Origin of the sequence: Acinetobacter sp. 148 (genome assembly GCF_031196675.1) — a bacterium.
Classification (GTDB): Bacteria; Pseudomonadota; Gammaproteobacteria; order Pseudomonadales; family Moraxellaceae; genus Acinetobacter; species Acinetobacter baumannii.
Genome location: NZ_JAVIMT010000021.1, coordinates 22,071 through 39,156 on the forward strand (window position 1 = coordinate 22,071; position 17,086 = coordinate 39,156).

The following is a 17,086-nucleotide window of genomic DNA, read 5'->3' on the forward strand; positions in this document are numbered from 1 at the left end:
ATCAGAGACTTAGATTTTGAGTATATTCGCAAATGTTGGCTCGAAATATTCAAAATTAAGCTCTGATTAATTATTTATATTCAATAATATCAAAAACTTAATTTGTATGATTTCAAAAGCTCTTTTAATTAGCCCTTTTTTCCATAGCCAGAAATAAAAACTGGTAAAAAGATACGTTATTACATAACATAAACAAAACTTTTAAGTTTGGGCCATTAGTATCTCTGAACGCCACAGGTAGGTGGTGATTTTCTAAATACGGATATAGGTAGTACGGGTAGAGATTTCACGATGATTATTTATGACGGACAAGTAGCTGATAACTATATGTATCAGGATTCAAATCAGGCAGCCATTGTTGTATCCCACAGCACACCAAGCCTCCCTTATCCATTCACCATAAAACCCAATAATCACTCCACTGAAACCAACACTCCTCCAGCCATTGATGTAGAAAAATTCGTAGCTAAATTAGAAAGTATTACCTCTAGACGCAGTAAAGCGCGTTGTGCACGTAGCATCCGTATTGCGCTTGAGTCTGCTGGTGCCGATGTTGAAAACCATCCGATTGCAGCATCAGATTGGGGCGATACCCTCAAGAAAATTGGCTATAAAGAAATAAATCCAGCCTTTGATGAGCCACAAGAAGGCGACATTTATATCATTCACAGAACCCGCAACCATATTTACGGTCATATCGCTGGTTATACAGGAAGCGAATGGGTGTCAGACTTTAAACAAAGTAGTTATGACGTCTATAAAGATGATAACGTCACCTATACTTACTATAGATTAGGCTAATTCACTTCTAAGATAGAAACATTTGATGAATTTGCTCGGCGCAGTGCTGAATGATTTCATCATGGCCTTTTCTATAGACCAGTAAAACTTCCGAAAGAGATAGAGAATCTGCCAAAGGTATTAGTTTTACATTGGCAGGTAAGATTTGTTGAAACTCCGCAGGAACAATACCTACCCCTAAATTTGCCGCCACGAGCTGTAACTGTGAAATCTTACGCGACTGAATGGAGGCTTTTTGTGGGGTAAATCCTGCGGCTAAACACAGATTTGCGACCAAATAACTTAAGCCTCCTCTTTCGGCATGAGGCGTTGATACAAAACACTCATCTTTTAAGTCTTTTAAATAAACCTTTTCTGATTTAGCAAACTTGGCATGATCAATATGCACAGCCACCATTAAAGGCTCTTCATATAACTTAAAAGTATTTATACCATCTAAAGTATGCCGAACTGGTGGACGGATCAAACCGATATCAATTTCACCATTTAATAACGCTAAGATTTGCTGCTCGGATGATAAGGTATTAATCTCAAAGCTCAACTGCTGCGTTAAGCTAACTTCTTTTAATATCTGCACCTTTGTATTATCCACGACAATACTGCTGGAATGAGCAAGTTTAATCTGTCGATTTTTCCCTTCCGACACACTTTTAGATAGATCAATAATTTCATTTAAATAAAGCAAGTTATCTTTTATTTTCTTATAGAAGACCTCTCCCGCTACCGTAAGTTTTACTCTTTTGTCCGTACGATCAAACAACTGAAAATCAATTTCTTCTTCTAATAGTTTCATTTGTCGACTTAAAGCAGACTGGGCAATAAATAGCTTTTCGGAAGCAGCGGTAAAGCTCCCCTCTTCAACAATTTTTATGAAATATTGGAATTGTTTTAATGTGAGCATTACCATCTCAAAATTAGATCATTTGGTCTATTTTCCATATTAGATTAGATAGATCTCCTTCGCTAGAATTTTAATCAAGACCATTCACTTAATTGAATTCTTCATGAAGTACTTAAAAGGTTTCGCAATATGCACCATCGTTATTTTAATTTTATGGTGTTTTAAATTTTATGATCAGCAATTACCCACACAGCCCAAACAAGACAATATAGAGCTATATGATTAAATAGTTTTTCCCAAAAAAAAGCATGCCCCCACCCAAGCGCATGCCTTTTCCATATTTAAATTAGGCTTTCTTTAAATCGAGCTTTTTCAAAACTTCAGCCACAGCAATCATAGCAAAGCTTGAAGTCACCACCACCGCTGAACCATAGCCACCACAGCGCAACCCCGCCGATGGGCAGACATCTGCGCTTGAAAATGGATTGTCGATTGAGTAAATACAGGTAATGCCAAATTTCTCTTTTGGCTTTTTACAGATGCCGCGAGCGCGAAGCTGACTACGTAGCTTTGCTAACATTGGGTCTTGTTCTGTTTTTGATAGATCCGCCACGCGAATTTTAAGTGGATCGAGCTTACCACCTGCCCCACCCGACACAATCAAAGGAATTTTGTTAAAACGACAATGGAGCATTAAAGCCAGTTTTGCCTTAACGTCATCGATGCAGTCCAAAACAATGTCTGGTACAGGGTTTAAAAGCTCTGCAACATTTTCAGGTGTTAAGAAGTCATCAATAATATTGACTTTAATGCGTGGGTTAATTTGGCGACAACGCTCCGCCATAATTTCAACTTTTTCACAGCCCAGAGTTGAGGTCATTGCAGGTAGCTGACGATTCACATTTGATGCTGCAACTACATCCATATCGACTAATGTAATCTCACCAATACCTGTACGCGCTAAAGCTTCTACTGCCCAACTGCCGACCCCACCAATACCAATCACCATCACATGACTTTGTTCATAGTGCTGGAACGATGAATCACCATAAATTTTGGCTACACCTGCAAAACGGCGGTCATATTCATCTTGTTGAAGATCGGTCATTGCTACTCTTTGAAGGGATATAAAACACGGGGAGTATTTTACTGCTTTTCAGAAGAAAGTGTATTTCAGATCAAAGAAAACTTGAGATAGCAATATTTAAACTCACGACAAGTCTTATCATTATAAATCAAATTATATTATTTAAGATTTAAGTCATTATTTACTAACGTGACAGGCGGCATGGATGCCGCCCAGTTGGGCTGCGGTATAAGGATATACCGTCAGCCCGACAAAGGATTTTTGTTACTTTTTATCCTTAAAAAGTAAGGATACGCCTATATAGTCAACATTAGCTCATACACATTCATTATAAGGCTGTGCTAAGTTTATCGATTTATGAAGCAATCAAATTCCGAAGTACATAATGCAAAATACCACCTGCCTTAAAGTACTCAACCTCATTTAACGTATCAATTCGACATAACACATTAAAATGACTGGCTACCCCATTTGGCCCTTTCACATCAACCTCAAGAATTTCATGAGGCTGAATACCATCCGATAAACCACGAATCGAAATGACTTCATGACCCGTTAAGTTGAGGGACTGTCTGGTTTGTCCATCAACAAACTGGAGTGGCAACACGCCCATACCCACCAAGTTTGAACGGTGAATACGTTCAAAACTTTCAGCAATGACAGCTTTTACACCTAATAAGTTCGTTCCTTTGGCAGCCCAGTCACGTGAAGAACCTGTTCCGTATTCTTTACCAGCAATAATCACAAGCGGTGTATGTTCTTGTTGGTAACGCATTGCCGCATCATAAATAGCAAGCTTCTCACCACTTGGCACATGTATGGTATTACCGCCTTCTACGCCGCCGAGCATTTCGTTCTTAATACGAATGTTAGCAAAGGTGCCTCGCATCATGACTTCATGGTTACCACGTCGTGAACCATAAGAGTTGAAGTCTTTTGGCTCAACACCTTGCTCTTGTAAATAGCGGCCAGCTGGACTGTCTTTTTTGATATTACCCGCTGGTGAAATATGGTCGGTTGTTACCGAGTCACCAAGCACTGCCAAAATACGTGCCTGTTCAATATTCTTGATTGGTTTTGGTGGCTCACCAATACCCTCAAAGAACGGTGGATGACGAATATAAGTCGAGTCATCAGCCCATTCGTAAGTTTTACTTTTAGGAATCTGAATCGCTTGCCAGCTTTCATCACCATCAAACACCGCAGCATATTCTTTGTGGAACATATCGGTATTTACTTTTTGTAAGACGGCATCAATTTCTGCCTGACTTGGCCAGATATCTTTTAAGTAAACAGGTTGCCCATCTTTACCTTGCCCGATTGGTTGAGTCGTTAAGTCTGTACGGATATTCCCAACTAAACCATAGGCAACCACAAGTGGTGGTGAGGCAAGCCAGTTGGTTTTAACTAATGGATGCACACGCCCTTCAAAGTTACGGTTACCCGAAAGTACAGATGCCACGTTTAGATCATGACACTGAATTGCATCTTCAATTGGTTCAGGTAAAGGACCTGAGTTACCAATACACGTTGTACAACCATATCCGACCAAGTTATAGCCCAACTCATCTAAATACGGCGTAAGCCCAGCCGCCAATAAATAGTCGGTCACGACTTTAGAACCAGGCGCAAGTGAACTTTTTACCCACGGTTTACGCTGCAAACCCTTTTCAATTGCTTTTTTAGCAAGTAAACCGGCTGCCAACATTACACTTGGGTTAGAAGTATTGGTACATGAAGTAATTGCTGAGATGACGACATCACCATGATTCAACGGATATTCTTGTCCTTCAATTACACAAGATGGGCTTTCATGCTGAATATTGGCTTTGGTCGCTTCTACAGCCGTACCGCCACCGCCTTCATTTTCTAAACGTTCTTTCGCTTCTTTGGCTGGCTTAAGGGTTAATTCCATGAGCGCATTAAACGTTTTAGGTACTTCCGATAAAAGCACACGGTCTTGAGGGCGTTTTGGACCTGCCAAACTTGCCTGAACCGTACTCATATCTAAACTTAACGTATCTGTAAACACAGGTTCATCACCCGCATTACGCCATAAACCTTGCGCCTTGCTATATGCTTCCACCAATGCAATACGGTCACTTTGACGACCTGTTAATTTCAAATAACCCAAAGTCACTTCATCAATTGGGAAGAAACCACAAGTTGCACCATATTCAGGCGCCATATTGGCAATGGTTGCACGGTCAGCAAGTGGTAAATCGGCTAGACCATCGCCATAGAATTCTACAAATTTACCTACCACACCTTTTTGGCGAAGCATTTGAGTAATGGTGAGCACCAAGTCAGTTGCCGTAATCCCTTCTTGTAATTTGCCGGTTAGTTTAAAACCGATCACTTCAGGAATGAGCATAGAAATAGGTTGGCCTAACATGGCAGCTTCTGCTTCAATACCCCCAACTCCCCAACCTAATACCCCTAGACCATTAATCATGGTGGTATGTGAGTCTGTACCCACTAAGGTGTCAGGGAAAGCAAAGGTTTGTCCGTCGTCTTCACCTAACCACACTGCTTGAGCCAAATACTCTAAATTGACCTGATGGCAAATACCGGTACCCGGTGGCACGACACTAAAGTTATTAAATGCAGATTGTCCCCAACGCAAAAATTGATATCGCTCGCCATTTCGCTGCATTTCAATTTGAACGTTTTCTTCAAAAGCCTGATCATCGGCAAAATGGTCTACCATCACAGAGTGGTCAATAACCAGATCTACAGGTGATAACGGATTAATTTTTTCAGGGTCGCCCCCCGCTTCAGCCATTGCAGCACGCATTGCGGCTAAGTCAACGACTGCCGGAACGCCGGTAAAATCTTGCATTAAAACCCGTGCAGGTCGATATTGAATTTCTTGATCTGAGGTACGGGTTTTTAGCCACTCAGCTAAAGCATAAATGTGTTCTGTTTTAACACTGAGCTGATCTTCAAACCGTAATAAGTTTTCCAACAGTACTTTTAATGATTTCGGCAGTTTGGCAATGTCACCTAGCTTTTTCTCGGCTTGGGTTAAGCTAAAAATCTGATAATTGCTGGAACCTACTGTTAGCGTCTGTAAAGCATTAAAACTATTGATATTGCTATACTTAGCCATTGGGTTATCCTCCCATGTCTGGCAATGTTATTTTTCACGTTTTTACATGTTGTTTTCTTACTTTAAGCTTCTTTTTTAATCGCTGTGTTTTGTTTTAGTTACTATTTCTAATCTTTGATTTTTATTACGATAATTTCAAAGCAGATAAAGAGTTTTTCCACAGCAAATCTGCTAATTCTGACTCTGCCATATTTAAATTTTCAGCCAAACTTTTTAGTACATAAGGTAAATTCACAGGCGTATTTCGAGTACGATGCTCAGTTGAAGTTTGGCAGCAAAGTGGCGTCATATCAGGACAGTCTGTTTCAATCACTAAATACTCGGCACCTATAGCCTGCACAACCGTATGAAGCTTTTTCGCATTGGGGTTCGTGATTTGCCCTGTCACACCAATTTTAAAACCAAGCTTAATCAGACCTTTTGCCTCCTCTACTCCGCCACTAAAGGCATGAGCAATGCCACCAAGTTTAAACTTATGCGCTTTTAATAGTGCGAGCACATCGCCATGTGCTTTTCGTATATGAAGCAACACCGGTTTTTGGTATTGAGTTGCCAAATCTAACTGATCAGCAAAATACTGTTTTTGCTTGGCATATATATCGGGCTGCTTGTGTTCTTTTAAGAAAGTATCTAAGCCGATTTCTCCTATTGCAACGCACTCTTCTTGCTGCAAAATCTGTTCAAGATGAGAAAGATGCTCTGGTTTGTGCTGCTCAATATAAAACGGATGCAATCCCGGTGCTAAATAAGAAGTAGGTACATTCTCCCACTGCTTGAGCTGATGATGGGTTTGTACCAACTCATCAAAACGTGACTGTAAAAAGCCAATTAACACCAAAGCATCCACACCCACTTTTTTAGCTTCAAGTGCTAATTGCTGCCGATCTTCATCAAAATCGGCAACATCAAAATGGGTGTGAGTATCAAACAGATGCATTAGCTGGTACTTTTTACGGCAGGTGTCGAAGCTGGTTTAGCTTTAGGCTGCGGCAGATATTCTTCTTTCAATACATCTTGTAATTGGTCATATGGAATAACTAAACGAGGTAGCCCGACCACATAAGGTCCAATTTCATATTCGCCATATTGAAGAATCAAGCCTTGGTCACCTAACAGAAAATTTTCTGTGAGTTTAAACGGCCAAGCTTGCTCATATTCACTCACACTATTTGCAAGTTTTGAGTCTGTCACCCAAGCTTTAAACGCTTCATGTGCTAATTTTTCTAAAGCCGCTTTTTTCTCTGGACGTAACAAGTCTTCAAGTTTGACCTGCTTTTCTTTCTTTAAGTCAAAATTATAATATTGCTGCGCTGCCGAGCCATGTGCCCCGCCTAAATAGCTACTACTATTTACAACAACGGTTACGACTTTACCTTGAGACTGTATGATTTTAGGTTTCACCAACAGATTAATTTGGTGATTACTACTTAGAGCCTTTAACTCATTGTCCAAATCAATAAATGAATTTGCATAGCGCTGAACCTGAGCATCGAAACTATCTTGTTGCTCTGTAGTGGCAGCTGCTGAAGCTTCTGTCTTCTTATCAGCTTGTGCTGCTTTTGCATCAGGTTCTGCAATTTCAAGAATCTGACCGAGTGCTTTTAAAACTTGTTGATCAATAATCTTATCAATAAAAGGGAAATTACTTTGTAGGCGTTCTACCGTAAATTCAGGACAAGTTTTACCATCACAATCCGGTAAAGTCACTTTACTTGGAACTGTTTCCCCTTTCAAAGTCAGTTCTACAGGCTTTTGTTCAACCACAGCCGGTTTTTGCTGATCTTCCGACTCTTTAGGATCACTTTTAGGCTGACATGCCACCAAAAATATCGCAGAAGCAAGTAGCGTTAAACGTAGCGAAGCCTTAGAAGTTAACATCATATTTTGCCTTTATTCTGAGAAGATTATGCATAACTCATATGAAGTTAGCGCATCTACAAGTAGGTTGCAAATTCTGCTACCAACTTAAAACATTTGTTCATAAACCTGAGGTTGCAATATTTTTTTCGTTTGTTCTGTTGTTAAATAAATATCAAGTTGAGGCGCATCTTTCGTAATCTGATTTGCCTGATAGTGCAAACCTACCCCTTCACCATCAAAGAACCAGTCAGCTTGTCCCCAATATAAAGTTTTTGGGGCTTGTTTTTTGACATCGGCAGTTTGCTTTTTCAACCAGTCCTGATACGCGGTTTGAACAATTTGATGTACTGTCGGTTGCTGGTCTTTTTTAAGCACATCAAGCAACGTTAAGTTTTTATGCAGTTTACGATCAGCCACGAAAAAATAATAACGGTCTTTTATGGTGATCTCTTCTTGTTTACTGTCTAAAGCCAATTGCAATAACACATACTGATTACGCTGCGAGGCAATGCGTGTACGAATGTGTAACTCATAAGCACGATTTTTAGAATATTTATCTTGCCATTCATCCGACTTTTTCACGTAAGCATTAATCGCTTGTTGAAGGCTTAAATCTTTTTTCAAATTAATTTGAGCTTGAATAACTTTCGCCTGATTTTTTTCAATCCAGCTATTTAACCACGCATCTTGGGTTTTTATGGTTTGAATATCGACATCAATACAATTTTTCTTTTCACAAAACGGCAATGCATAACTTGCTTTGGTTTCGGTCAAATTTAAATAAGGTAAAACCTCTGCTTTCTCAACCGGATGGTCTTGAGTAGAAGCTGAATTTTCTTGAGAAGATGATGAAGACTGAGGCTTTTTCCAGACAAATACACAAATAGCCAAAATTAGAGCTATGGCTGCAACCACAAGCGCAATAATTGTCTTTTTACTCAAGTTCATTTCATCATCCTTTCTTATTTTTCAAAACAAAACAGCTTCTATTCGAAGCTGTTTGTCACATTTACATGATTAGTGTTCACGTGTGCTACGGAACTCAATATCAGGCCAACGCTCTTGCATAATCTGCAAGTTCACTCGGCTTGGCGCAAGATACGTTAAGTGTCCGCCACCATCAATAGAAAGTTGGTCATGTGCCTTTTTCTTAAACTCGTTAAGAATCTTTTCATCATCACAATGAATCCAGCGCACTGTATTTACACTTACTGGCTCATAAACACAGTCAACTTTATATTCTTCTTTCAAGCGGTAAGCAACAACGTCGAACTGAAGTACACCCACAGCACCCACGATCAAATCATTGCTAATTTGTGGCATAAATACCTGAGTTGCACCTTCTTCAGACAACTCTTTCAAACCTTTTTGCAACTGTTTTGACTTTAATGGGTCTTTCAAACGTACACGGCGGAACATTTCCGGCGCGAAGTGAGGAATACCTGTGAAGTGCAAGTTTTCACCGCTAGTGAAAGTATCACCAATCTGGATTGTACCGTGGTTGTGTAAACCAATAATATCGCCCGGCCATGCTTCTTCTAAGTGCTCACGCTCGCCTGCAAGGAAAGTCAACGCATCACTAATACGAACTTCTTTACCAATACGTACGTGATTCATTTTCAGGCCTTTCTCGTATTTACCTGAACAAATACGCATGAAGGCAATACGGTCACGGTGTTTAGGGTCCATGTTGGCTTGAATTTTAAATACAAAGCCAGAGAAACCTTCTTCTTTTGCTTCAACCATACGCTCTTGCGTTGGATGTGCTTTAGGTTCAGGTGCCCAGTTCATAAATGCATCGAGAACGTGGTCAACACCAAAGTTACCTAATGCTGTACCAAATAAAACAGGCGTTTGTTTACCTTGTAAGAAAAGTTCACGATCTAATGGCTCATTTGCCATTTGTACAAGCTCAAGTGACTCTTCAAAAGAAGCCCACGCTAACTCACCAACTTTTTCACGAATATCAGCGTGATTATAGCCATCACGTACTTCAATATCGGTAATGGTTGAACCAAAACCTGCTTTGTAGACATACAATTTATCTTCAAGAATATTGTATACACCAGCAAAGTCACGACCCATACCAAGTGGCCATGTAATTGGTACACAGCGAATGTTTAAGACATTTTCAATTTCATCTAACAACTCAAGTGGCTCACGAATTTCACGGTCCATTTTGTTGACGAATGAAATAATTGGTGTGTCACGCATACGACACACTTCCATCAATTTGATGGTACGTTCTTCGACACCTTTTGCACCATCAATCACCATTAGTGCAGAGTCAACAGCAGTAAGGGTACGATAAGTATCTTCCGAGAAGTCTTCGTGCCCCGGTGTATCGAGTAAGTTAATCGTGTGACCTTTATATGGGAACTGCATAACAGACGTGGTGATCGAAATACCACGTTCTTTTTCCATTTCCATCCAGTCAGATGTAGCTGCACGATCAGATTTACGGCTTTTTACCATCCCTGCAACTTGAATCGCTTTACCCCATAACAACAGTTTTTCTGTCATGGTGGTTTTACCGGCATCGGGGTGGGAAATAATAGCAAATGTGCGTCGTTGAGCGACCTGTGCCGCTAACTCATCTTTAAAACTCATGAAATACACCTACTGCGGAGATTGCAGTGCCAAAGATCTAAAGTCGATCAAAATAAAAATTGGCGTAATTGTAGCAGATTTATAGGTCCTGTTTAGAGATTGTTGAGTTGTCTATCCGTGTTTTCATATTTGGAATATTTTTAATTGAGCCATTAAAAAAGCCTGTTCAATATCAACAGGCTTTTACGTATGAACTGAACAGCTTATGCCAATTTCTTTTCTTCAATAAATTGGACATCGGCAATTTGTGCATCCCAAAACTCAGTCCACAGTGCACAATAATCAAGACATAGTTGAGTCAAGCTTTCATAGTCATCTTTGGTAATGGCTTGAGCCAACGCAAACCAAAGGTCATCTTGATGGTCATCATCAGCAGCTTCAGCTGTTTCATCTGTTGAAACGCCATGTACATGGTAATAACCACCACCCTCAACATCGATATTTACAAACTTGGTTGCTTGTCGCAATGGTGGGCTAAAAAGAATAACTTCTTCTTCTGCCACCGCCAATAATGCCACCACATTAATATAACTATCGTAAGAAGCTTCTAAAAATGTTCTCACCTGATCTGCAATTTTTGAAGGTTTATAATTACGGCGGTCAGCCTCAGTCAAACCATAGTCATTTAGCAAATCTTCATATAATGGATAATGTGCATATTCAGGATTGCCTAAATAATAATTATCTTTATCTAAACCCGGTCGAAAACCAAATTCATCTAATATATTTAAGCTCAACAACACCCGTGGAAACATTTTAGCGCCCGAGTGAAGCTTTGGCTCCAATTGTTTTGTCAGAAACTGCGCCTTTAATAAAGCATCGGTAAAAATCTGAACAATGGCATGACGATATTCTAAATGAATACGAGTCAGGGTTTGTTTATCAAGATAACCGTTATTTAATATTTCAATTGCAGGGTGTTTACTTACTGGCAATTGCGCAATTTTATTCCTTAATTGTTTGAGAAACTGTAAGTTTTCTTCCCATTGTGAAGCGGGAATACTATCTTTCATCCCCTGCAATGCTTTTTCTCTTGGATTATTAAAGTCTTCAAATTTTTTTGACATAATCATTCTCAATAAAAAGTTTTTCTTATAGTTAAGCTAAAGGCTATCCCTCTATTTCCATTACGTATTCGAACGTAAAAAGGATAAATTCCGTATACCCATACTTAACGAATTGATATTATGTTTATTATCTCAACAAATCAATGGATTAATTAATATTATTTAAAAAAGTAAACTATTGCCAATAAAATATTTATTTCTTTATTTATCAAGGCAAACCAAGCTATTGAATAAATATAATTTTTTAAATATCATTAAATAAGTTTTATTTAAGCTTTCATACTTTACAATAGCAAAGTTAATCAAAAAATATCTATGACGGGGCAACCAATGTCAAAAAGAGAAACGATTATAACAACAGCAATGACCCTTTTTAATCAGAAAAGTTATACCTCTATTGGGGTAGACAAAATTATTGCTGAATCTAAAGTTGCAAAAATGACTTTTTATAAGTACTTCTCTTCTAAAGAAGTTTTAATTGAAGAGTGTCTTCGCCGAAGAATTTTAGAAGTCCAAACTTCTTTATTAGATAAAGTTAATAGTGTAGATGACCCATTAAATAAACTGAAAAGTATTTTTAATTGGTATATCGACTGGATTAACACTGAAGATTTTAGTGGTTGTTTATTTAAAAAAGCAACGATAGAAGTCCTGCAGCTCTATCCTTCTATTAAAAAACAAGTAAATAAATACCGTGAATGGATTTACAGTTTAGTTTTATCTATATTTTTAGAGTTAGAAATTGAAGATCCAAAAGTATTAAGCAGTCTTTTTCTTAACATTATAGATGGGCTTATTATTGACGGGACTATTAACAAACCAGAAATTAACTCTGAAGAAACATGGTCTTATATAAATAAACTCATTGAACTTGAAACAAAACAAAAATATGAAGCCGCTTAAAAAAATTTAATTATTACGGCCCTTTACCATATTATAAGTTTTATTTTTGAAGATGAGAGGATCTGTAATACATGATCTATCAGGTGATCAGATCTGTTTTTTATCTGGTTCAATATAAAGTTCAGGCCGATATGTTTTAAAAGCACAACCGCCTGAACTCTATATAAATTTAGTTATTCTAAATATATCAATTAATAAACATATAGATTTTAATAAGTTAATCTTTAAGAAAAATACCCTTTAAAATATAAGCGAATAACAGTTCTCTCGTATCACCCCTAGTTTCATCTAGCAGCTGAATAATGGCACCATCTAATGTAAATAAAAACATATCGCTATCGCTTTTCGTAGTGTCTTTCTTCACAGTTAAAAGCAATTTATAAACTTCAGTAGTTAACCAATGCCGATATTGTACAACCACTTGATAGGCTGCGGGATAGAGTTTCTCAATTTCAAAAATAGCCCTAAATAGCAAGTGGTAATAACCATCCAGACTAGTATGTAAAAAGAAAATCTTTTTGAGTTTTTCACGCAAGATTAAATCTTTTTGTATGTAAATGATTGAGCGCACTTGTTCTTTTAAGACGTCTTTTTGAAAGTTTAGGCACATTTCAATAAGCCGTTCTTTAGAGTGGAAATAGTTATAAAACGAAGCTTTTGGCACCTCTGCTTCTCGCACAATGCGGTCTACTCCTACGTTATGAAAACCATGTTTATTAAAAAGATATCGAGACTTATGGAGGACGCTTAACGCGCGAAATGAGAGATCTGAATATGGCATATAGTTACCGTTATAAAATAATTTCTTGTTGTGTTTAAAAGAGATAAAACGGCTGCAACTTTTGCTCTAAGCAAAAAAAGCATGCAAAGGCCCCAAAGACTGCCCTAACGCATCTCAAGTTTTATTGTTGATATGATTTTTTAGTCGTGAAGAACTGACGCCTGAAAACCTAAAGGTGATCAAACTGCATAAAGACTAACTGGGAGGTGTAAAAATAGTATGCATAGCCAACTCCTTATTTGGGGAGTTCTGCCAAAGCATTAATAAAAGATTATGGTGGCAGAACGAGCAAGGGTTCGCAGACTGATAGTAAAGAATCAGCACACCCAAAGGTGTCCCTCACTCGTCCTACCGCAACGAGCGAGGGACGATTGTACACACAAGACTACTCCTCAGAGGGAATAATCTGATGCCTTTACTAATCGGTCTGCGACAACCGGCTGGCAATGTAGGCCAGCAGGCAAAGGATAATCTGAGAGTTTAGAAGTGTCAATGTAGAATTTATGACAAGTTTTAAAAATTCTTATTATTTTTCATTAGATTAACTAAATTATTATTTTATATATTATATTAAGCAGTACTTTTAAATTTAACCTAATATCTAGGTTAAACAAAATGAGCGCCTTGCGACTGAATCAGTTGCCCTACATTTACAGGCATACCCAACAAATAACCTTGGAACTGCTGACAGCCCAAGCGCGTTAAAATCTCAACTTGTTGCTGTGTTTCCACCCCTTCGGCTGTTACGGTTAAACCTAACTTTTTCGCCAAATGAATAATACTTTCTAAAATAACTTCTTCTTTTGAGCCTGGCTTTAAATCGACAATAAATCCACGGTCAATTTTAAGTTCATCGACTGGTAAATCTTTTAAATATAAGAAGCTTGAGTGCCCTGTCCCAAAGTCATCAATTGCCACCCGAATACCCATATCGCGCAGTCGTTCACAAGCACGAATGCTTAAGTCGATATGCCGCATTGCGGTTGATTCGGTAATTTCAATAATGAGGTGATGAGGCTGAATTTGATATTTTTTTAGCAAGCCTTCGAGAGTACTAAAGAGCTTTTTATTTTCGAACTGCAAGGCCGATAAATTGACTGCAATAGGATAAAACTGCGTATTGCTACGTTCCCATTCCTGAATTTGTTGGCAAGCTTGCTCAAGCGCCCAATATCCCATTGGAATAATTAAACCTGTCTTTTCCGCGCCACCAATAAACATATGCGGTGTCAGCATACCTAAAGACGGATGGTTCCAGCGAATGAGTGCTTCTACCCCACAAATCTCAAGATTGGTATTAAATTTTGGCTGATAGTAGAGAACAAATTGTTTTTCTTCGACTGCTTTGTATAAATCATTGATCAGTTTTGACTGACTTCTTGTTTCTTGTTGATGGGTAGAATAACTAAAGACGGTATAAGTATTGCGGCCCTGCTCTTTAGACATCAGCATGGCAGCATCGGCATTCATTAGCAGGTCTTGAACATTTTGCCCATGTTCAGGGAACAGTGCGATACCTAGACTTGCTGAAATATTAATTTCTTTACCGGAAATTTGGTAACTGTCTTGAATAAGATGTAATACTTTTTCAGCAAGTTGCATTGCCTCTTCAGTATCAGTGTTTTCAGCAATGAGTAAAAACTCATCCCCACCAATTCTAAGCAATTTACATTTTTCATTGAGTTGCCAATGTAAACGATTGGCCATTTGTATAAGCAGTTGATCACCAATGTGGTGTCCAAACGCGTCATTTACCGATTTAAAACGGTCTAAATCAATATAGAGAAAAGCAATTTTTTGGTCTTTATAACGGTGATCTGAAAGGAGAACTTCGGCGTAATCCACTAAATAAAGTCGGTTTGGTAATTTAGTTAAGTTATCTTGAATAGAGAGGTTAGCTAATTCTTTATTGGCTTTGCGCAGTTCTAGATTTCGCTGGTTCAGTCGTTGTTCCAGCACGGCAACAATAAAACTCGCGACCAGCACCAGACAGGTAACCAAAATAATTGTAAATAGCAGCAAGTCATGTTCAGCCTGATATTGGCTTACAAACTTATCGGTAATATTTGTCGAAATAAGTGCTGTATAGTGCATCCCCGTAATACTTAGGGTCATCATCACTGCAAAGGCTAATTTTAAACTTATACGGTGACGTTCACTTTCTTTTAATTTATAGGCCAGCAAGAAAGCTAGCCCCGACCCGCTCATGGCAATTAAGACAGAAAATAAAATAAGAAAGGAAGTGTAGTCTTTCTTATAAATATCAATATTCCAGCCTAACATACTCACATAATAAGAAGCAGAAATTCCAATTCCCATAATGACTGAGCTTAAAATGAGTCTAAATATAGGAAGTGTAAAACGAGAAGTCAGCCAAATTGCGACACTTGAAAGTACAGCACTAATGCCAAAAGCCAGTGTAATTAAAGGAACGTTCGAGGAAGCTGCTTCAAATAAATGGTAAGCATGCATGCCGACAATATGGACAATACTAATCGCTGCTGCGAGTAATAATCCATTGAGTAATAAAATAAACGGCTCAATCTTTTTATAAGTTTGCTTAAATATTAACTGCTCCATGGAAATCACAATATAGCAAATAGCGCCAGCCGCAATAAAAGAGCCGACGATCAATGTGCTATCGTAATCAACATGACCCATATTGGACTTCCATGATTATTCAATACTTTTTTTTATTTTGTTCAACTCATTGCACAAAATACAATTAAACACGTTAAAGAAAAATTAGTAAATTCGACTTTTTTAGTCAGTTATAAACAATAACATTATCTAACATTTGGTCAAGTATTTTTTACTTTAGAAATCAATAAAGTAAACAAAAATTAAGCATCCAATTATATGAAAAATATAGGATTTCTTAAGTCTAGGTCAATTGACCTTAATGATGTTTTTTTAAACTTGTTTTAGGGGCTAATAAAATAAAAAACCCTGCATTTAGCAGGGTTCTTTTAAAAACAATAGAAAAGAGAATTAGTTTTTCTCTTTGTCTACGATCTTATTCGCTTGAATCCAAGGCATCATCGCACGTAATTTAGCACCAGTTTGTTCAATACCATGTGCAGCATTTTGACGACGACGAGCTGTCATAGATGGGTAGTTCAACGCACCTTCTTGAATGAACATCTTCGCGTATTCACCAGATTGAATACGTTTTAATGCATTACGCATTGCTTCACGAGACTGTTCATTGATTACTTCAGGACCAGTTACATATTCACCGTACTCAGCATTGTTAGAAACTGAGTAGTTCATGTCAGCGATACCGCCTTCGAACATCAAGTCAACGATTAACTTAAGTTCGTGTAAGCATTCGAAGTAAGCCATTTCTGGTGCATAACCAGCTTCAACCAAAGTTTCGAAGCCCATTTTCACAAGTTCAACTGCACCACCACAAAGAACTGCTTGCTCACCGAATAAGTCAGTTTCAGTTTCTTCACGGAATGAAGTTTCGATAATACCTGTACGGCCACCACCTACGCCAGAAGCGTAAGAAAGCGCAACATTACGTGCATTACCAGAAGCGTCTTGGTGAATTGCGATTAGGTCAGGAACACCTGAACCACGTTGGAATTCTGAACGTACAGTGTGACCAGGAGCTTTAGGCGCAACCATGATTACGTCTAAGTCTTTACGTGGAACAACTTGGTTATATAGAACAGAGAAACCATGAGCAAATGCTAAAGTCGCGCCTTCTTTGATGTTTGGCTCAATCACGTCACGGTAAAGTTGTGATTGGAATTCATCTGGAGTCAAAATCATTACGAGGTCAGCTTGCTTAACTGCTGCTGGGACTTCAGCAACTTTAAGACCAGCGTTTTCAGCTTTCTTCCAAGAAGCTGAACCAGCACGTAAACCTACAGTTACGTCTACACCTGAGTCTTTAAGGTTAAGTGCATGGGCATGACCTTGAGAACCGTAACCAATAATCGCAACTTTCTTGCTTTGGATGATTGATAAGTCACAGTCTTTATCGTAAAAAATTTGCATTTGTGTTCTCCGCTAA

14 protein-coding genes are annotated in these 17,086 nt (G+C 38.4%); 3 read left to right on the plus strand and 11 right to left on the minus strand.

Annotated elements, in window-relative coordinates:
- Nucleotides 1-291: 291 nt before the first annotated feature.
- Entirely contained in the window at nt 292-801 is a 510-nt protein-coding gene (locus RFX69_RS04110; RefSeq protein WP_065708531.1) for a hypothetical protein, read from the plus strand.
- Between the two features lie 7 nt (nt 802-808).
- On the opposite strand, the gene RFX69_RS04115 is transcribed toward RFX69_RS04110, so the two are convergent.
- Nucleotides 809-1,702, minus strand: coding sequence for a LysR family transcriptional regulator (locus RFX69_RS04115; RefSeq protein WP_005129672.1), 894 nt, complete (start codon nt 1,700-1,702; stop codon nt 809-811).
- Nucleotides 1,703-1,805: 103 nt separating this feature from the next.
- Here RFX69_RS04115 and RFX69_RS04120 point away from each other — a divergent pair, with 103 nt between their 5' ends.
- Nucleotides 1,806-1,928: a hypothetical protein gene (locus RFX69_RS04120; protein WP_001984446.1), complete on the plus strand. Its 123-nt coding sequence runs from the start codon at nt 1,806-1,808 to the stop codon at nt 1,926-1,928.
- Nucleotides 1,929-1,988: 60 nt separating this feature from the next.
- Here the strand turns inward: RFX69_RS04120 and RFX69_RS04125 are convergent, their stop codons facing one another.
- The 7 genes from RFX69_RS04125 to RFX69_RS04155 form a co-directional block, all read right to left on the minus strand.
- Nucleotides 1,989-2,750 carry a ThiF family adenylyltransferase gene (locus RFX69_RS04125; protein WP_000130927.1) on the minus strand — a complete coding sequence of 254 codons (762 nt, stop codon included), beginning with the start codon at nt 2,748-2,750 and terminating at the stop codon, nt 1,989-1,991.
- Nucleotides 2,751-3,084: 334 nt separating this feature from the next.
- Nucleotides 3,085-5,841: an aconitate hydratase AcnA gene (gene acnA / locus RFX69_RS04130; protein ID WP_289332604.1), complete on the minus strand. Its 2,757-nt coding sequence runs from the start codon at nt 5,839-5,841 to the stop codon at nt 3,085-3,087.
- A 124-nt stretch (nt 5,842-5,965) separates the two neighbouring features.
- Nucleotides 5,966-6,778, minus strand: coding sequence for a TatD family hydrolase (locus tag RFX69_RS04135; RefSeq protein ID WP_031962711.1), 813 nt, complete (start codon nt 6,776-6,778; stop codon nt 5,966-5,968).
- Complete coding sequence (locus tag RFX69_RS04140) at nt 6,778-7,719, minus strand: RsiV family protein (RefSeq protein WP_025470116.1); 942 nt, start codon at nt 7,717-7,719, stop codon at nt 6,778-6,780. Before RFX69_RS04140 ends, RFX69_RS04135 begins: the two co-directional genes overlap by 1 nt.
- A gap of 87 nt (nt 7,720-7,806) precedes the next feature.
- Nucleotides 7,807-8,649 (minus strand): hypothetical protein, encoded by an 843-nt coding sequence (locus RFX69_RS04145; protein WP_289332605.1) that lies wholly within the window; start codon nt 8,647-8,649, stop codon nt 7,807-7,809.
- A 69-nt stretch (nt 8,650-8,718) separates the two neighbouring features.
- Entirely contained in the window at nt 8,719-10,311 is a 1,593-nt protein-coding gene (locus RFX69_RS04150) for a peptide chain release factor 3 (protein WP_000008538.1), read from the minus strand.
- A gap of 203 nt (nt 10,312-10,514) precedes the next feature.
- Entirely contained in the window at nt 10,515-11,378 is an 864-nt protein-coding gene (locus RFX69_RS04155) for a hypothetical protein (RefSeq protein WP_000037376.1), read from the minus strand.
- A gap of 330 nt (nt 11,379-11,708) precedes the next feature.
- Between RFX69_RS04155 and RFX69_RS04160 the strand changes: the two genes are divergently transcribed.
- Nucleotides 11,709-12,281: a TetR/AcrR family transcriptional regulator gene (locus RFX69_RS04160; RefSeq protein WP_000043988.1), complete on the plus strand. Its 573-nt coding sequence runs from the start codon at nt 11,709-11,711 to the stop codon at nt 12,279-12,281.
- A 217-nt stretch (nt 12,282-12,498) separates the two neighbouring features.
- Here the strand turns inward: RFX69_RS04160 and RFX69_RS04165 are convergent, their stop codons facing one another.
- The 3 genes from RFX69_RS04165 to ilvC form a co-directional block, all read right to left on the minus strand.
- A complete protein-coding gene (locus RFX69_RS04165) occupies nt 12,499-13,062 on the minus strand; it encodes a TetR/AcrR family transcriptional regulator (protein WP_001146946.1) in 564 nt (187 codons plus the stop codon).
- Between the two features lie 606 nt (nt 13,063-13,668).
- Nucleotides 13,669-15,723: a GGDEF domain-containing phosphodiesterase gene (locus tag RFX69_RS04170; protein ID WP_289332606.1), complete on the minus strand. Its 2,055-nt coding sequence runs from the start codon at nt 15,721-15,723 to the stop codon at nt 13,669-13,671.
- Between the two features lie 330 nt (nt 15,724-16,053).
- Nucleotides 16,054-17,070 carry a ketol-acid reductoisomerase gene (ilvC, locus tag RFX69_RS04175; protein WP_001165443.1) on the minus strand — a complete coding sequence of 339 codons (1,017 nt, stop codon included), beginning with the start codon at nt 17,068-17,070 and terminating at the stop codon, nt 16,054-16,056.
- Between the last annotated feature and the right edge of the window lie 16 nt (nt 17,071-17,086).